Origin of the sequence: Polaromonas sp. CG_9.7, assembly GCF_015752205.1 — a bacterium.
GTDB lineage: Bacteria > Pseudomonadota > Gammaproteobacteria > Burkholderiales > Burkholderiaceae_C > Polaromonas.
This window is the reverse complement of record NZ_JADOVG010000011.1, coordinates 45,404-61,247: the sequence shown is the minus strand read 5'-3', so window position 1 is coordinate 61,247 and position 15,844 is coordinate 45,404. Positions and strand designations below refer to the sequence as shown.

The 15,844-nt window shown below is 56.7% G+C and carries 12 protein-coding genes and 2 tRNA genes; 4 read left to right on the top strand and 10 right to left on the bottom strand.

The genetic code is table 11. From position 1 onward, the window contains the following. Positions 1–63: 63 nt before the first annotated feature. The 3 genes from pyrH to rpsB all read right to left on the bottom strand — a co-directional run bounded on the left by pyrH (position 64) and on the right by rpsB (position 2,637). Positions 64–774 carry a UMP kinase gene (gene pyrH, locus IWX87_RS12510; protein WP_196863852.1) on the bottom strand — a complete coding sequence of 237 codons (711 nt, stop codon included), beginning with the start codon at positions 772–774 and terminating at the stop codon, positions 64–66. Between the two features lie 62 nt (positions 775–836). Then, complete coding sequence (gene tsf / locus IWX87_RS12505; protein WP_196863851.1) at positions 837–1,751, bottom strand: translation elongation factor Ts; 915 nt, start codon at positions 1,749–1,751, stop codon at positions 837–839. A gap of 133 nt (positions 1,752–1,884) precedes the next feature. Next, positions 1,885–2,637: a 30S ribosomal protein S2 gene (gene rpsB / locus IWX87_RS12500; protein WP_196863850.1), complete on the bottom strand. Its 753-nt coding sequence runs from the start codon at positions 2,635–2,637 to the stop codon at positions 1,885–1,887. Between the two features lie 148 nt (positions 2,638–2,785). Here rpsB and IWX87_RS12495 point away from each other — a divergent pair, with 148 nt between their 5' ends. From IWX87_RS12495 to IWX87_RS12485, 3 genes are all read left to right on the top strand, one after another. Then, positions 2,786–4,138 carry an amidase gene (locus IWX87_RS12495; RefSeq protein WP_196863849.1) on the top strand — a complete coding sequence of 451 codons (1,353 nt, stop codon included), beginning with the start codon at positions 2,786–2,788 and terminating at the stop codon, positions 4,136–4,138. A gap of 359 nt (positions 4,139–4,497) precedes the next feature. Then, the gene (gene lysM / locus IWX87_RS12490) at positions 4,498–5,001 is read left to right on the top strand and encodes a peptidoglycan-binding protein LysM (RefSeq protein ID WP_196863929.1); all 504 of its coding nucleotides are present in this window, start codon (positions 4,498–4,500) and stop codon (positions 4,999–5,001) included. Positions 5,002–5,129: 128 nt separating this feature from the next. Continuing rightward, a complete protein-coding gene (locus tag IWX87_RS12485) occupies positions 5,130–6,716 on the top strand; it encodes an NAD(P)H-hydrate dehydratase (protein WP_196863848.1) in 1,587 nt (528 codons plus the stop codon). On the opposite strand, the gene IWX87_RS12480 is transcribed toward IWX87_RS12485, so the two are convergent. Both IWX87_RS12480 and rnr read right to left on the bottom strand, forming a co-directional pair. Next, positions 6,689–7,258 (bottom strand): YggT family protein, encoded by a 570-nt coding sequence (locus tag IWX87_RS12480; protein ID WP_196863847.1) that lies wholly within the window; start codon positions 7,256–7,258, stop codon positions 6,689–6,691. The two genes, IWX87_RS12485 and IWX87_RS12480, sit on opposite strands and share 28 nt — an antisense overlap. Before the next feature lie 41 nt (positions 7,259–7,299). After that, positions 7,300–9,609, bottom strand: a complete 2,310-nt coding sequence (gene rnr / locus IWX87_RS12475) for a ribonuclease R (protein ID WP_196863928.1) — start codon at positions 9,607–9,609, stop codon at positions 7,300–7,302. 291 nt (positions 9,610–9,900) lie between these two features. Here rnr and IWX87_RS12470 point away from each other — a divergent pair. Beyond that, positions 9,901–9,985 (top strand) — tRNA-Leu (locus tag IWX87_RS12470). Between the two features lie 126 nt (positions 9,986–10,111). Here the strand turns inward: IWX87_RS12470 and rimO are convergent. From rimO to IWX87_RS12445, 5 genes are all read right to left on the bottom strand, one after another. Next, positions 10,112–11,530: a 30S ribosomal protein S12 methylthiotransferase RimO gene (rimO, locus tag IWX87_RS12465; RefSeq protein ID WP_196863846.1), complete on the bottom strand. Its 1,419-nt coding sequence runs from the start codon at positions 11,528–11,530 to the stop codon at positions 10,112–10,114. Positions 11,531–11,611: 81 nt separating this feature from the next. Beyond that, a complete protein-coding gene (gene phaR, locus IWX87_RS12460) occupies positions 11,612–12,229 on the bottom strand; it encodes a polyhydroxyalkanoate synthesis repressor PhaR (RefSeq protein ID WP_231374770.1) in 618 nt (205 codons plus the stop codon). Between the two features lie 147 nt (positions 12,230–12,376). Continuing rightward, positions 12,377–12,453 (bottom strand) — tRNA-Val (locus tag IWX87_RS12455). 78 nt (positions 12,454–12,531) lie between these two features. Continuing rightward, the gene (locus IWX87_RS12450; RefSeq protein WP_196863844.1) at positions 12,532–14,802 is read right to left on the bottom strand and encodes a bifunctional (p)ppGpp synthetase/guanosine-3',5'-bis(diphosphate) 3'-pyrophosphohydrolase; all 2,271 of its coding nucleotides are present in this window, start codon (positions 14,800–14,802) and stop codon (positions 12,532–12,534) included. A 28-nt stretch (positions 14,803–14,830) separates the two neighbouring features. After that, positions 14,831–15,754: an alpha/beta fold hydrolase gene (locus tag IWX87_RS12445; RefSeq protein WP_196863843.1), complete on the bottom strand. Its 924-nt coding sequence runs from the start codon at positions 15,752–15,754 to the stop codon at positions 14,831–14,833. Positions 15,755–15,844: the final 90 nt, after the last annotated feature.

Genomic DNA, 15,844 nt, shown 5'->3' with positions numbered 1-15,844 from the left:
TCGAATCTCCTGATGACTGAATTCAAAAAAATGCACAACGGCTCTTTGACACCAAAGGCAAACTCAAACGTGAACCAGGGTTCCTTCGTCCTCACCCATGACCACTCGCTTAAGCGCACCATGCTTGAAAATGCTGAAAATCTTGATCGGCAGCTTTTGGTCGCGGCAAAGCGCAAACGCCGTGGCGTCCATCACTTCAAGGTTTTTGCCGATGACTTCGTCAAAAGTGATATTGGTGTAGCGCGTGGCCAGTGGGTCTTTTTTCGGATCCGCGGAATAGACGCCATCAACTTTGGTAGCCTTCAAAACAATTTCAGCACCAATTTCAGCGCCGCGCAAGGCTGCGGCCGTGTCGGTTGTAAAAAACGGATTACCCGTGCCAGCTGCAAAAACAACCACCTTGCCCTCTTCCAGATACTGCAAGGCCTTGGGCCGGACATAAGGCTCCACCACACGCTCAATGGCAATAGCCGACATCACGCGGGCAATCAGACCGGCCTTGTCCATGGTATCTCCCAGCGCCAAGGCATTCATAACCGTGGCCAACATGCCCATGTAATCGGCAGTGGCGCGGTCCATACCCACCGAACCGCCGGCCACGCCACGAAAGATATTGCCGCCACCGATGACCACAGCCACCTGCACGCCCATGCGCGTGACCTCGGCAATTTCCTCCACCATGCGAACAATGGTTGCGCGGTTGATGCCGAATGCATCATCGCCCATCAGGGCCTCGCCTGACAGTTTTAACAAGATGCGCTTGTAGGCTGGCATGCGATTGCTTTCGTGATGGGATTAATGTGTAAAAAAATGGACTTCCGGATGAACGCCAGGGCTCAGGCGCCCTTGGCGGCAGCCACCTGAGCTGCAACTTCGGCGGCGAAGTCGTCAACCTTCTTTTCGATGCCTTCGCCGACAACATACAGCGTGAAAGATTTGACGCTGGTCGCCTTTTCCTTGAGCATCTGCTCGACAGTCTGCTTGTCATTCTTGACAAAGGTCTGGTTGTTCAGGCTGACTTCCTTCAGGTATTTCTGAACGCCGCCTTCAATACGCTTGGAAACGATTTCAGCGGACTGGACTGGCTTGCCAGCAGCCTGCGCTACAGAAGCGTCTTCTGCCGCCTTGGCAGCAGCGACTGAACGTTCACGGGCCACCAGCTCGGCCGGCACATCGGCGCTGGACAAGGCCACTGGCTTCATGGCGGCCACATGCATGGCCACGTCCTTGGCAGCGGCTTCGTCGCCTTCAAACTCGACCACCACGCCAATGCGTGTGCCGTGCAGGTAAGCAGCCGACTTGCCATCGGAAAACCGTTTGAAGCGGCGAACCGTCATGTTTTCGCCGATCTTGCCGATCAGGCCTTTGCGAACGTCTTCGACGGTAGGACCAAAACTGTCCATGGACATCGGCAATGCAGCAAGAGCGGCCAGATCGGCTGGATTGTTCTTGACAATGGCTTGTGCGACCGCATCGGCAAAAGCCAGAAAACTGTCGTTTTTGGTCACGAAGTCGGTTTCGCAGTTGATTTCCACCAGCGCGGCGTTGTCACCTTCACGGGCCATGGCTACTACGCCTTCAGCGGTGATGCGGGAAGCTGCTTTGCCGGCCTTGCTGCCAAGTTTGACGCGCAGCAGTTCTTCGGCTTTTTCGAAGTCGCCTTCCGCTTCGGTCAGCGCTTTTTTGCACTCCATCATCGGTGCGTCGGTCTTGGCGCGCAGTTCAGCCACCATTTTTGCAGTAATTGCCATTGCCATTTCTAGTTCTCCGTAATTTCGTTTAGGACTTGGAAGTTCGCTGCAGTTCGCGCCCTTCATCTTGTTAACTTGCAAAAAAGGGGCTACATGAGCCCCTTTTATACGTTTGGCACTGGGCCAATGACGATCAAGCGGCAGCGTTTTCCACTTCGACAAACTCGTCCGAGCCTTCGTCAGACACGGCGCGGACAACATTGTCCATGGCGCTGGCACGGCCTTCGATCACCGCGTCTGCAATGCCGCGGGCATAGAGAGCCACAGCCTTGGAGGAGTCATCGTTGCCGGGAATCACGTAGTCGATTCCGAGTGGAGAATGGTTGGTATCCACCACACCGATCAGCGGAATGCCAAGCTTTTTGGCTTCCAGGATGGCAATTTTGTGAAAACCCACGTCGATCACGAAGATGGCGTCTGGCAATGCCGTCATGTCCTGGATGCCGCCGATGTCTTTTTCAAGCTTTTCGATTTCGCGCTTGAACGTCAGCTGCTCTTTCTTGCTGATCGTGTCCAGGCCGGCTTCCTGTTGAGCCTTCATTTCCTTCAGACGCTTGATCGAGGTCTTGACCGTCTTGAAGTTGGTCAGCATGCCACCCAGCCAACGCTGGTCAACGTAAGGAATGCCGGCGCGTTGCGCTTCGGAGGCTACGGTTTCGCGAGCGGTACGCTTGGTGCCGACCATCAGGATGGTGCCGTTGTTGGCAGTCAACTGCTTGGCGAATTTCATCGCCTCCTGGAACATCGGCAGCGATTTTTCTAGGTTGATGATGTGAATGCGATTGCGATGGCCAAAAATGAAGGGGGCCATTTTTGGGTCCCAGAAGCGGGTTTGGTGACCAAAATGGACGCCGGCTTCCAGCATTTCGCGCATGTTCGTGGACATAATTCATAACTCCGAAGGTTGTTTCTAAAACCAGCGCTTATTGCCAGAGGAATTTCCGGACAACACCTTGTATGGCTGATTTGCGATTTACCCTGCAAACGACCTTGTCGCCATTGGCAGAGCCAGCTGAGTATAACATTCCATCCCCATGAACCCGTACAAACCCTTATTACCGAACGACCTTCACGCCGCACGGCAATCTGTCCATGATGGACAAAACAGCACTGAGGAAATCCTTTCGCAGGCCGCGTCTATAGCTTTGGGCGACACCTGTCGCCATGCCTTCATGCCAGCACAAGCCCAAGGCATGCCCAATTCACCTCTACGTGGCAATGATAAAGATCCCAGTTTGCCGCTGACCGGCATTCCGGTTTCGATCAAAGACCTTTTCGATGTAGCGGGACAGGTCACCATGGCTGGATCGAAGGTGCTCGCCGCAATGCCACCCGCCCGGGCCGATGCCATCGCCGTGGCACGACTGCGCGCTGCGGGCGCGGTGCTGGTTGGCCGCACCAACATGGTCGAGTTTGCTTTTTCAGGTGTCGGCACCAATCCCCACTACGGCACGCCTGTGAACCCGGCCGATGCCGATATCGAGCGCATTCCGGGGGGCTCGTCCTCCGGCGCGGCCGTGTCTGTCGCCACCGGGGCGGCCCTGGTGGGACTGGGCTCCGACACTGGCGGCTCTCTGCGGATTCCTGCAGCACTGTGCGGCATCGTCGGCTTTAAAAGCACCGCACGCCTGGTGCCGCTGAACGGCGCCGTGCCGCTGTCAACCAGCCTCGACACGATAGGCGCGCTGACCCGCTCGGTACGCGATGCGGTGACGGTGCACGAAATTCTGTCAGCACGCACCGTCCGACTGGCCTGCAAGCCGCTGTCATCGTGTCGGCTGGCGGTCGCGCGCACTTTGATGCAGGACGGGTTGAGCAGCACGGTGGCGATGGCATTCGAGAAAAGCCTGCAGCAATTGCGCCGGGCGGGGGCCAGTATTGAAGAGGTGGCGTTAGAAGAACTCAACGAATTGGCATCTATCAACGCCACAGGCGGACTGTCAGCAGCAGAAAGTCACGCTTGGCACCGCAAACTGCTGGCCGAGCACGAAGCGCAATACGACCCCCGCGTAGCACTTCGCATCCTGCGCGGCGCCAGCATGCGCGCCGCCGATTACATCGACTTGCTGGCAGCGCGCCAAGCATGGATTGTCCGCATGCAAGCGCGGCTGCACAACTTTGACGCCGTGCTGTCTCCCACCGTGCCCATGGTCGCGCCATCGATTGCAAGCGTGCTGCACAACGACGATGAATTTTTCCGCGTCAATTCACTGCTGCTGCGCAATACCTCGGTGGTTAACATGCTTGACGGCTGCGCCATTTCCATTCCCTGCCACACACCAGACCAGTTACCGGTCGGGCTGATGCTATGGCATGCGGCCATGCATGATGATCCATTGCTGGACTTGGCGCTGCAAATCGAGGCAGCCCTGGCTTCTTCGATATAAAAATATTATTTATGAATGCTTGCTGGTTTAGCGGTATCCACCTTTTTGTCAAAGCAGGAGGTTCCCGTTTGACGCGATGAGGCGCGATCTTCATGCCCGGTCCAACTCCAGCATATGAAAATCGCAATTGTGGCCGCTGGCACTTTGTGAATCCCTACGGCCTGTGAATCCGCCAGGGTTGACTTCAGTGGCTCGGTGCTGAGTTACGGCAGCGCCCGGAAGTATGTGATGGTTTCAAGGCGGACTTGTCCTACAGGCTCTGTCACAGAGTCGCTGCCGGTTGCGACCCAAGAAAGCTTTAAAGTGATTCCAGTCCCGGCATGTTGCACCGGGCGATTCATTTTGACTGGAGAATCCCAATGGGCATGTTCGATTTTATCAAGGAAGCCGGCGAGAAACTTTTCGGTCGCGGCGAAGCCAAGGCGGCTCAGGAAGCCGCAACCGCAAAACCGACACCTGAAAATGTTGCGGCCCTGAGCAAGACGGCTGGAGACGCAATTGCCGCCTATATTAATACTCAGGGTTTGAAGGTTGAAAACTTGCAGGTCAGCTTTGATGCGCCCAGCAGCACGGTGACAGTGGCCGGGCTGGCACCGGACCAAGCAACGAAGGAAAAAGTTCTTTTGTGTTGTGGGAACGTGGAAAAAGTGGCTGCTGTCAAAGACATGATGACCGTCGCCACCAGTTCGCCCGAGTCCAAAATGTATGTCGTGGCCAGCGGCGACAACCTGTCCAAGATCAGCCAGCAGTTCTACGGAACGCCCAACAAATACACCCAGATTTTTGAGGCAAACAAGCCCATGCTGAGCGATCCGGACAAGATCTATCCGGGACAGGTTCTGAGGATTCCACCTGACGCCTGACCCTTTTGACGCCTTCGCACCATGATGTGTGCTTGCCAGCCCGGTTTGCCGGGCTTTTTTTCGCCTTTTTGTCAGACCGCCGAATTTTTGGAGCGTTCGCAATATCGGCAAACCCGCACAATGGCGGAATGCAGAAAATCTCCAACCTCACAAGTTTTCCGCTTCACACTGTTGCCAGTACGCGCCTGATTGAGAAACAGATGGCAAGCAAGCTTGCACCGCACATGCTGATGCAGCGCGCCGGTCTTTCGGTTGCACGCCTGGCAATGGCTTTGGCACCACATGCCCGTTGCATCTGGATCGCGTGCGGGCCGGGCAACAACGGCGGCGATGGTTTCGAGGCAGCGATGCACCTGCATCAATGGGGCAAGTGCGTGGTGGTGACCTGGACCGGCTTTCCATCCGGCAAGGCTGGACTTCCGCCGGACGCCCAGGCATCGCGCCAGCGCGCATTGGCTGCGGGCGTGACCATGGCCAGCGAACCGCCCGAAGAATTTGATCTCTGCATTGATGCGCTGCTCGGCATCGGCGCCGCACTCGATCCAGCGCGGCCTGGAAGCGCCCTGATGCAGGAATGGCTTCATGCCATGCAATGCAGTACAGCATTGCGGCTGTCGGTCGATGTTCCAACTGGCCTGAATGCCGACACTGGTGCACAAAGCTTTGATAAAACTATCAAATTCATAGCAATTAATGCCCGTGCATCAGGCGCAAACCGTCTTTTTACCTTAAATTTATTGACCTTGAAGCCAGGGTTGTTCACTGCCAGCGGACAAGACTGCGCAGGCGAGGTCTGGTTTGATGATCTCGGGGCCAGCCTCATGCAGGCTCCCGAACAAGCCTTGCCTGTCGATCCTTGCGCCTGGCTGCTGGGGGCAGATCGAACCCGCCACATCTCTCGCGCGCAGGAAGCGCATGCCACTCACAAAGGCAGCTTTGGCGATGTCGCGGTCATTGGAGGCGAGTCGACAGCGTCGACGCACATGACTGGGGCCGCATTGCTGGCGGCGAGCGCTGCCCTGCATGCAGGCGCTGGCCGGGTTTTCGTGGCCTTGCTTGGCAATATGCCCGATTTGCAGGTTGACACGGAACAACCCGAACTCATGTTCCGCTCGCCGGATGCGCTGGACATGGTGAGCCAGGTCCTGGTGTGTGGCTGTGGCGGCGGCCATTCAGTGGCATCTGTTCTTCCCAAGGTGCTGTCAACGGCCAGGCGGTTGGTACTGGACGCCGATGCACTCAATGCCATAGCCGTCGACCCGCAACTGCAAATCCAGCTCAAGGCCCGGGACGGCCGCGGCTACAGCACGGTGATCACGCCCCACCCCTTGGAAGCGGCGCGCTTGACCGGCAGAAGCGCTGCGGCGGTCCAGTGCAACCGGCTTGAAACAGCGCATCAACTCGCCGAGCTGTTTCACTGCGTGGTGGTACTCAAGGGTTCCGGAACCGTTGTTGCGGGACCCGGCCAGACCGTCTGGATCAACCCAACCGGCAATGCGCTGTTGGCCACTGCAGGGACCGGCGATGTACTTGCAGGATTGATCGGCGCCTTCATGGCACAGGGCCAAAGCAGCCTGGATGCGGCCCGAAGCGCGGTGTTCGAGCATGGCCACAGAGCTGATACCTGGGCCACAAACAGGCCAGATATGGCGCTGACAGCGTCAAGGCTTGCCCACTGGCACTCTGCTCAGACCAGAACCATCATGCCAATTTGAAGCGTAAGTAGCAAGACCAGCGCCGACAGGTCAACGCCACCAATGGTGGGGATTACCCGCCGGAACGGCTCCAGCAGTGGTTCAGTCAGGCGGGCCAGCAGACCATACACCCAGGAACCTGGCTGGACCCAGGACAAGATGGCGTAACCCAGAACCAGCATGAACAGCGTTTGCAACGCGACCCGGATCAGCATCTTGACGGCAACCAGGGGCAACAGCAGAAAAACACCCGCCCCCCAATCCAGTCCGTCTTCGCCAACACGGCCAAAGATGCCAAACAGCAAGCCCACCAACGCCGCATAAACCAGCGCCATCAACGCCGCGGCCAGCACGCTGGCCCAATCCACGCGAGATTTGCTCCACGCCTTGGGCAGGGAACGGCGCAGCGGCTTGATCAGCCAGTCGGTCAAGGCCATCACGAAGCTGCCAGGCTGCCCGGTCATGCTGACGCGCAGCCAGTTCATCCAGGCGCGCAGGAGCGCCGCAGCAATCAGCACAAAAAAGGCAGTTTCCAGCAGAAACGCCAGAATCCGGATCAGCATATGTGCCCGTCAGGTTGGTGCATGAAAATGTTCATGGTGTCCTAGCGACGGGGCTTTTTGCCCTGTTTTGGCACGGTACCCAAGGATGCTTTTTTTGCTGCTGACTTGCGTGCACGAGGTTGCGACGGCGATGCCCTGTCAGGCGGAGACTGGCGACTCTTGTTGCCCGCCTCACGCTCCCCACGTCCGCTACGGCGCGATCCGGTGCTGCGATCCTGCAGGGACGATTCGTCCACAGTACCGCCGTTCTTGTCTTTCATGGCCCGGTTCACGATTCCCGACTTGTCCTCGCCTTCATGGACCAGGCGAAAATCAATTTTCCGGCCATCCAGATCGACGCGGCTGACCTGCACACGCACCCGGGTGCCCAATGCGTAACGCATGCCACTGCGCTCGCCGCGCAATTCCTGCCGCGCTTCGTCAAAGCGATAGTATTCGCCGCCCAGTTCGGTGATATGCACCAAACCTTCGACGTACATGGCGTCAAGCGTCACAAAAACCCCGAAACTGGTCGCTGCAGTGACCACGCCACCAAACTCCTCTCCCAGATGCTCGCGCATGTACTTGCACTTGAGCCAGGCTTCCACATCGCGGCTGGCTTCATCAGCCCGGCGTTCATTGCCACTGCAATGCAGTCCGGCTGCCTGCCAGGCAAGCTGGTCCACACTGGCTTTCTTAGGCTTTTCAGTGGGTTCCTTGACACGGGCAGCCAGCCGCTTGGACAGCTTGGCTTGCGCTTCGCCAGGCGTAGGCAATACCGGCAACTGGTATTTCGTCTTTTTCAGGATCGCCTTGATCACCCGGTGCACCAACAGGTCGGGATACCGGCGGATCGGACTGGTGAAGTGCGTGTAGGCCTCGTAGGCCAGGCCAAAGTGGCCCGCGTTTACCGGCGTGTAAACCGCCTGCTGCATGGAACGCAGCAGCATGGAATGCACCTGCAGTGCATCCGGCCGGTCCTTCGTCGCCTTGGCGATTTGCTGGAACTCACCCGGCGCCGGGTTGTCGCTGACCGTCATGCCTATGCCAACCGCCTTGAGATAGTTGCGCAGCAGTTCGACCTTCTCGGGCGTGGGGCTTTCATGGACCCGGAACAGCGCAGTATGTTTGCTTTGCGCAATAAAGTCGGCAGAGCAGACATTGGCCGCCAGCATCGACTCTTCGATCATCCGGTGCGCGACATTTCGGGTACGCGGAATGATTTTCTCGATCCGGCCAACTTCATCACAGACGATCTGCGTTTCAGTGGTTTCAAAATCAACCGCGCCACGCATGCCGCGCTCCTTGAGCAGGGCTTGGTACACCTCGTGCAGGTGCAGCAGATGCGGCACGATGTCCTTTCGCTGCTGCGCTTCCGGTCCACGGGTATTGCCCAGGACTGCCGCCACTTCGTTGTACGTCAGGCGTGCCTGGCTGAGCATCACTGCCGGATAAAACTGGTAGGCCTGAACCTCACCTTTGGCATTGACGAGCATGTCGCAGACCATGCACAGGCGCTCGACATTCGGGTTCAGCGAGCACAGGCCGTTGGACAGCTTTTCGGGCAGCATGGGAATCACGCGACGCGGAAAATACACGCTGGTGGCACGGTCGTAGGCGTCAATGTCAATCGCGCTTCCGGTTTCGACGTAATGGCTCACATCGGCAATCGCTACCAGCAGTCGCCAGCCCTTGCCACGCCCTACCTTCACGGGCTCGCAATAAACGGCATCGTCAAAGTCGCGCGCATCCTCGCCGTCAATAGTGACGAGGGGAATATCAGTCAAATCAACACGATGCTGTTTGTCGACCGGGCGAACCGCATCGGGCAATGTGCGCGCAAGCGCCAGCGCGTTGTCGCTGAAGATGTGCGGCACGCCATATTTGCGCACAGCTATTTCTATTTCCATGCCCGGGTCGTCAATTTCACCCAGCACTTCGGTCACACGCCCTACCGGCTGACCGAATAGAGCTGGTGGCTCTGTGAGCTGCACGACCACGATCTGGCCTGTTTTTGCCGTGCCAGTGGCACCCTTGGGAATCAGTACATCCTGGCCGTAACGCTTGTCTTCGGGCGCTACCAGCCAGACACCACTTTCCTGCAACAGGCGGCCAATGATCGGATTGGACGAGCGTTCGATGATTTCGGTGACGCGGCCCTCAGGCCGGTTTTTTCGATCGTGCCGCACGATACGCGCCTTGACGCGGTCGTTGTGCAGCACAGCGCGCATTTCGTTCGGCGGCAGGTAGATGTCCGACTCACCGTCGCTTCGCTGGACGAAACCATGGCCGTCACGGTGACCAGACACAATGCCCTCGAATTCAGCGAGAAGCCCGGCAGTGGCGCCGGAAATGGGAAGATTTGTTTTGATAAGAAGTCTCTTTCATGGAATCGCGCTGCTGAAGACTGTTCTGCAAAAGCGCGTGAAGAATGAAGATTGGCCAGTTCCGTTTGTTGTTGTATCAGTTTAAAACCAGATACTAGCCGCGATTTGTGAAAAGCCGATGTTCCGTTCAACGGAACGGTTTATCTGATTCTGGAATGAGAAAGTGAGCCTGATGTCGCGACGTCATTTCGTCACCGATCAGTATTTTTTAAAATCCTGAAAATTTTCAGTTGCATGCCTGATCAGCCGTAAATGTAATGTTAAACTGCTTGCTGTGCCCGGGTGGCGGAATTGGTAGACGCGCACGGTTCAGGTCCGTGTATCGCAAGATGTGGAGATTCGAGTTCTCTCCCGGGCACCAAACTTATCAAGTTAAAAAAGCTACTGCTACCACAGTAGCTTTTTTTTCGGCTGCACGATATCGACGCTTTTTTGCCATTCCCGATGAGTACAGGAAATGGCAAAAAATGCAGACTATTGAAAATTCTCAGACAGGTACGCCAACCAGATCGTGACCCTGTACTCCCACGATGCGAGCACGCGTGAATTCGCCAACTTTCATTGTCTTGCTGATTTTCTCGGGCGGCAGCAACTTGACCACGCCGTCAATCTCGGGCGCATCCGCATATGACCTTCCCGTTCCACCCTTACGGCCCAGCGCAGGGGCATGGTCTACCAGCACCTGCATGGTCGCGCCTATACGTTGTTGAAGTTTCTGGCTTGAAACGGCCTCTGCCACGGCCATGAATCGTGCGCGACGCTGTTCACGCACCTCCAGAGGCAACATTCCTGGAATATCGTTTGCAGCAGCGCCTTGCACCGAACTGTAGGCAAAACATCCGGCACGATCAATTTTTGCCTCACGCATGAAGTCAAGCAAGTGCTCGAATTCGGCTTCGGTTTCGCCGGGAAAGCCGGCAATGAAAGTGCTGCGAATTACAATTTCCGGGCAAATCTCACGCCAGCGCGCAATTCGTTCCAGGTTTTTTTCTCCACTGGCGGGACGCTTCATACGCTTCAACACATCCGGATGACTGTGCTGCAAAGGCACATCCAGGTAAGGCAGTACTTTGCCAGTTGCCATGAAGGGAAGTATCTCGTCAACGCTAGGGTAGGGATAAACGTAATGCAAACGCACCCAGGCACCAAAAGGTGCGGCAATTTCACCAAGCGCCTGGACCAGTTCGAGCATGCGGGTCTTCACCGGTTTGCCATCCCAAAATCCTGTTCGGTATTTGACATCGACACCGTACGCAGAGGTATCCTGGCTGATAACCAGCAACTCTTTTACGCCACCTTCAAACAGCGCACGTGCTTCGTTCAGGACATCCCCGACAGGCCGTGACACCAGATCGCCGCGCATGGAGGGAATAATGCAGAAAGTGCAGCGGTGGTTGCAGCCCTCACTGATTTTCAAGTAGGCGTAGTGCCGGGGCGTGAGCTTGATGCCGGCAATGCCAAAAGCATTGGGCACCAGATCCACAAAGGGATCATGCGGCTTGGGCAAGTTCAGATGCACCGCATCCATCACTTCCTGTGTGGCATGCGGACCCGTGACAGCCAATACGCTCGGGTGCATCTGGCGCACCAAATTACCGCCACCATCGCCAGTTTTGGCGCCAAGGCAACCTGTCACGATAACCTTGCCGTTTTCGGCCAACGCTTCGCCTATGGTGTCCAGGCTTTCTCTGACCGCATCATCAATGAAGCCACAGGTATTGACGATGACTAGGTCAGCACCCTCAAAGGTTTTGGACGTCTGGTAGCCCTCGGCACTGAGCCGGGTCAAAATCAACTCGGAATCAGTGAGAGCCTTGGGACAGCCCAGACTGACAAAACCTACGCGCGGAGCGCGCTTGACAGGGGCAGCAGGGGAAAGGGGAGATTGGGAAAGTACTTCGCTCATGTCTCTATTGTCTCAGAGCAGGCGAAAAAATCGATAAAGCCCAGAATTCCGCTTCCAAATTAGCTACGAAGCAGTTGCTTGCTAACGCTTTAATCCCAGTGCAGCAAGCATTTGTTCATTTTGTTTTTGCATCTGTTCCTGCATTTGCGTGAAAACATTTTTGGATTGCTCGACATAAGCCCCCATCATGCCTTGCATCATGGGCGATTTGGCGTTCATGAACTGAGCCCACATTTCCGGACTCATGCCTTTTGACTGCTCGGCCATCTTGACCTGCAAATCCATGAAGCTTTGCACATTTTTTTCAAGGTACGCGCCCATGAAACTTTGCATGGCATCGCCATAGAAACGAATGATATTGGACAGTACCGCTTCGGTAAACATGGGTGCGCCGCCAGCCTCTTCCTCAAGAATAATCTGAAGCAGAATGCTGCGCGTAAGGTCTTCATTGGTTTTGGCATCGCGCACGACGAAGTGCGTACTGCCCATGACCAAGCGGCGCACCTCCGCAAGCGTGATGTAGGCCGAAGTCTCGGTGTCATAAAGTCGCCGATTGGGATACTTTTTGATGATGCGTGCTGGCCCGACGCTGTTGGCAGTCGTTTTTTTATTTTCGTTGCCGGTGCTGGCGACAGCAGGCTGACTGCCTGCAGAAGAAGGTAAAACAGCTTGCTGAATAACGGATTTGTTGCTATGCAATGATGACTCCATGAAATAACGAGCGCCTGCTTTATTAAGACAGGTTTCGGTACATTCTAGGAATGTCTTGATCTACGCAATTTTTTATGGTTTTTTTTAATCAATTGCCTAAGACAAGCAAAAAACTAAAAACCAATTCAAAAAAATTGGTAGGCGCGATTGGACTCGAACCAACGACCCCCACCATGTCAAGGTGGTGCTCTAACCAGCTGAGCTACGCGCCTAAAGAACTATTCGAAGGTCGTATTCTAGCAGTGCAAAATACGGGTTTTAAGACCTGCGCAAAAATAAGTGCAATCAACTTACCGTCTTCGTGCCGAGCGAACACCCGGCACATTGCTGACGATACCAAGCACTTGTTGAAGCCGCCCTGACTGGGGAACCTCGACGGTGAAGGTCATCCAGGCAGTTCCTCCGCGGCTGTCTTTGACCGACTGGGTTTGCACGCCGATCAGGTTCATTTTTTCTTTGGCGAACACCTCAGAAATATCGCGGAGCAGGCCTTGGCGATCGGCAGCTTCTACGGCGACATCGACTGGGTAAACCGCTCCGTCCGGAGCCTTGGCAGAACCCCACTCTACTTCTATCACCCGGTCAGGGCTGCCACTGGCCATATTGCGAAAATTGCTGCAATCGCTTCGGTGAATACTCACGCCTTTTCCTTTCGCAACAAACCCGAGAATGACATCCGGGGGGGCGGGTTTACAGCATTTGGCCAGTTGTGTCAGCAAAGAATCCATTCCTACCACCAGCACACTGCCCTGACTGCCTTTTGTGGCTGTGCTGGATTTTTCGGTCTGTCGCGGCTTTTTGGCGAGGATGAACTCGTCTGGCGACAAGACAGGCTCTGCAGGCCTGAGCAGGGTTTCAATGGTGCGCAGAGAAAACTCGTCTTTCCCCACGACCGCGAACAGATCGTCGGCGGTCTTGAAGCCCAGCTGTAGCGCCAGATCCTGCAGCTTCATGGCAGTCCTGCCTTCCCGCTGCAGGAGCTTTTCAACGGCTTCCCGGCCTTTGGCCACGGTTTGCTCCATAACCTGCGCATTGAACCAGGCCCGCACTTTCGATTTGGCACGGTGACTCAGCAGGAAGCCCAGTTCGGGGTTGAGCCAGTCACGCGATGGCCCACCCTCTTTGGTAGTGATGACTTCAACCGTCTGACCGTTTTGCAGCGGCGTGTTGAGTGGCACCATGGCGCCGTCGATGCGCGCACCACGGCAGCGATGGCCCAAGCTGGTATGGACGCTGTAGGCAAAGTCAATTGTCGTGGCGCCCTGCGGCAATTCCACAATGGCGGCTTCGGGCGTCAGCACATAGATGCGGTCTTCGAACAGCCCCTGATTGGCATCACGGGCCCGCTGCGCAGCGGGCGCAGACAGTTCCCGTTCCCAAGCCAGCAACTGCCGCAGGACCGCAATTTTGGCGTCGTATTCGCTGCTCGCCGAAACACCGGCATAGCCTTTGGTGCCCGCCTCTTTGTAAGCCCAATGCGCTGCCACGCCATGTTCGGCATGGTCGTGCATGGCCTGCGTGCGGATCTGGATTTCGACTGCACGTCCATTGCTCTCACGGACAACTGTATGAAGCGACTGATAGCCGTTGGCCTTGGGCTTGGCAATGTAATCGTCGAACTCCCCGTTTATCGGTTCAAAACATGAATGCACAAAGCCCAGGACGGCATAGCAGCCTTTCACATCGGCGGCAATCACACGCATGGCGCGAATGTCGAGCACCTGGTCAAAATCAAGCGATTTGCCACGCATCTTCTTGACGATGCTCCAAATATGCTTGGGCCGCCCTTGAACCAGCGCAGCAATGCCGTTGCGGTTCAGGTCTCTTTCAAGTTGCGTGCGCAGGGCTTCCATGAAAACTTCACGCTCGGCGCGTTTCTCATCAAGCAGCCTGGCGATTTGCCGGTAGGTTTCAGGCTCCAGGAAGCGAAAAGACAGGTCCTCCATCTCCCATTTGATTTGCCAGATGCCCAGGCGGTTGGCCAACGGTGCAAAAACATGCAGCGACTCATGCGCCAATGCAATCGGAGCAGCCTGCCGGCTGGCCGCGTAATAACGCAGGGTTTGCAAACGCGACGCCAGACGCAGCATGACCACCCGCAGATCGCGGGAAAACGCCAGCAACATCCGGCGAACGTTTTCAGTCTGGGCGGCGGGGTCGTCATGCAAATGGGACTTGCCATCAACCGCCCGCGTCTGCCGCTGCACGTAGATCAGCTTGGTGGTTTCCACTGCAAGTGCGGCATAACTGGGGCCAAAAGCCTTGGCGATCACGTCCTGCGGCTTGTTCAGGTGCTGGCAGGCGTGTACCAGGTAAGTGGCTGCCTGCATGGCTTCGGAACCACCGATGGAATCGAGAATTGCCACCACCGCATTGGCGTGCGACAGAACATTTTCGCCGGTGTCCATCACCTCGCAAGCGATCAGCGGCTCGGCAAAAGCGCGTGCACGCGCCAGCGCATGCGGCTGATCGGCCACGTTGTCCGCCGTGGCCAGGACAATGGGGCTGGGCGCGTCTGTGGAAGCTGAAAGGATGTGCGTTGCCGTCGATTTATTTTTCATGAAATCTCTGTCACTTTGTAGTCATTCCTCACTCAAGCAGGAACCCTGTCAATGCAGCGACCTGGTCTTGCGCAACCAGTGTTGGCGCGTGTCCGACGCCGTCAAACTCAACCAGTCTGGCGCGTGGCCCGCGCTGCGTCATGGACAAGGCGGTTTGCGGGCTCAGCAAATCGGATTGGGCACCGCGCACCAAAAGCGTTTCGGCCTGAATACCATCGTAGAGCTGCCAGAGCATAGCTTCGCCATGCTTTGCGCCGTCTTCGTCCGCCAGCTTGAAGGGAATGGCAATCGCAGGATCGTAGTGCAGCCGCAGCAGACCTTCGGTTTCTGGCGCCACCGGCCTGACCATCGGCTTTGAAAGGGCCAGCCATTGCGCCGGGGTGTGCGGGCCAAAACTGCTGGAGATGGTCCACATCGCATCAGCCGCGTCCTGAAGCGTATCGAAATGGCCGGACTGCCCCAGATAGGCACCAATGCGTTGAATCGCCCGCCATTGCAGCGCGGGACCGACGTCGTTCAGCACCAGTTTGCGCACCGGTACCGGCAGCGGCAAGCCCGGCTGGCCGCACACCACCATGCCGATCAGCCCGCCCATGCTGGTACCCACCCAGTCCAGTGTGGCGATCGACGCCTGCGCGTGAAGCTGCGTCAGCAACGCCAGCATGTCTGCTGCATAAACAGGCACCTGGTAGCCCATCGGGTCCTTCAACCATTCACTTTCCCCCCGGCCTGCCACATCGGGGCAGACGACGCGAATGCCTGTCCCTTCCAATGAACCGGCTTGCGCGCACAAGGCTTGCGCCAGCACGTCAAAGTCGCGGCCCTGGCGGGTCAGACCATGGACGCACAACACCACATGCGGGCTGTCAGGCTGGCCCCATTGCCAATAGGCCATGCGGTGGCCGTCAGCGGCATCGGGACAGGTGACGTGATTCAGGCTGGGCTGGGTCATGGTGTGGGTCTCAGGAAAAGGCTGGAGTAAGCTTGACAATTGTGGGGGCAGGTTTTGCGCCATCTGGCGCGCCAATCACTGCACCGCTTC

What these genes read in the sequence shown, in the direction of transcription:
- pyrH (WP_196863852.1), bottom strand. Translation starts at nt 774, where the DNA reads ATGCCAGCCTACAAGCGCATCTTGTTAAAACTGTCAGGCGAGGCCCTG.
- IWX87_RS12445 (WP_196863843.1), bottom strand. Translation starts at nt 15,754, where the DNA reads ATGACCCAGCCCAGCCTGAATCACGTCACCTGTCCCGATGCCGCTGAC.
- IWX87_RS12495 (WP_196863849.1), top strand. Translation starts at nt 2,786, where the DNA reads ATGAACCCGTACAAACCCTTATTACCGAACGACCTTCACGCCGCACGG.
- IWX87_RS12450 (WP_196863844.1), bottom strand. Translation starts at nt 14,802, where the DNA reads ATGAAAAATAAATCGACGGCAACGCACATCCTTTCAGCTTCCACAGAC.
- lysM (WP_196863929.1), top strand. Translation starts at nt 4,498, where the DNA reads ATGGGCATGTTCGATTTTATCAAGGAAGCCGGCGAGAAACTTTTCGGT.
- IWX87_RS12485 (WP_196863848.1), top strand. Translation starts at nt 5,130, where the DNA reads ATGCAGAAAATCTCCAACCTCACAAGTTTTCCGCTTCACACTGTTGCC.
- rimO (WP_196863846.1), bottom strand. Translation starts at nt 11,530, where the DNA reads ATGAGCGAAGTACTTTCCCAATCTCCCCTTTCCCCTGCTGCCCCTGTC.
- rpsB (WP_196863850.1), bottom strand. Translation starts at nt 2,637, where the DNA reads ATGTCCACGAACATGCGCGAAATGCTGGAAGCCGGCGTCCATTTTGGT.
- tsf (WP_196863851.1), bottom strand. Translation starts at nt 1,751, where the DNA reads ATGGCAATTACTGCAAAAATGGTGGCTGAACTGCGCGCCAAGACCGAC.
- IWX87_RS12480 (WP_196863847.1), bottom strand. Translation starts at nt 7,258, where the DNA reads ATGCTGATCCGGATTCTGGCGTTTCTGCTGGAAACTGCCTTTTTTGTG.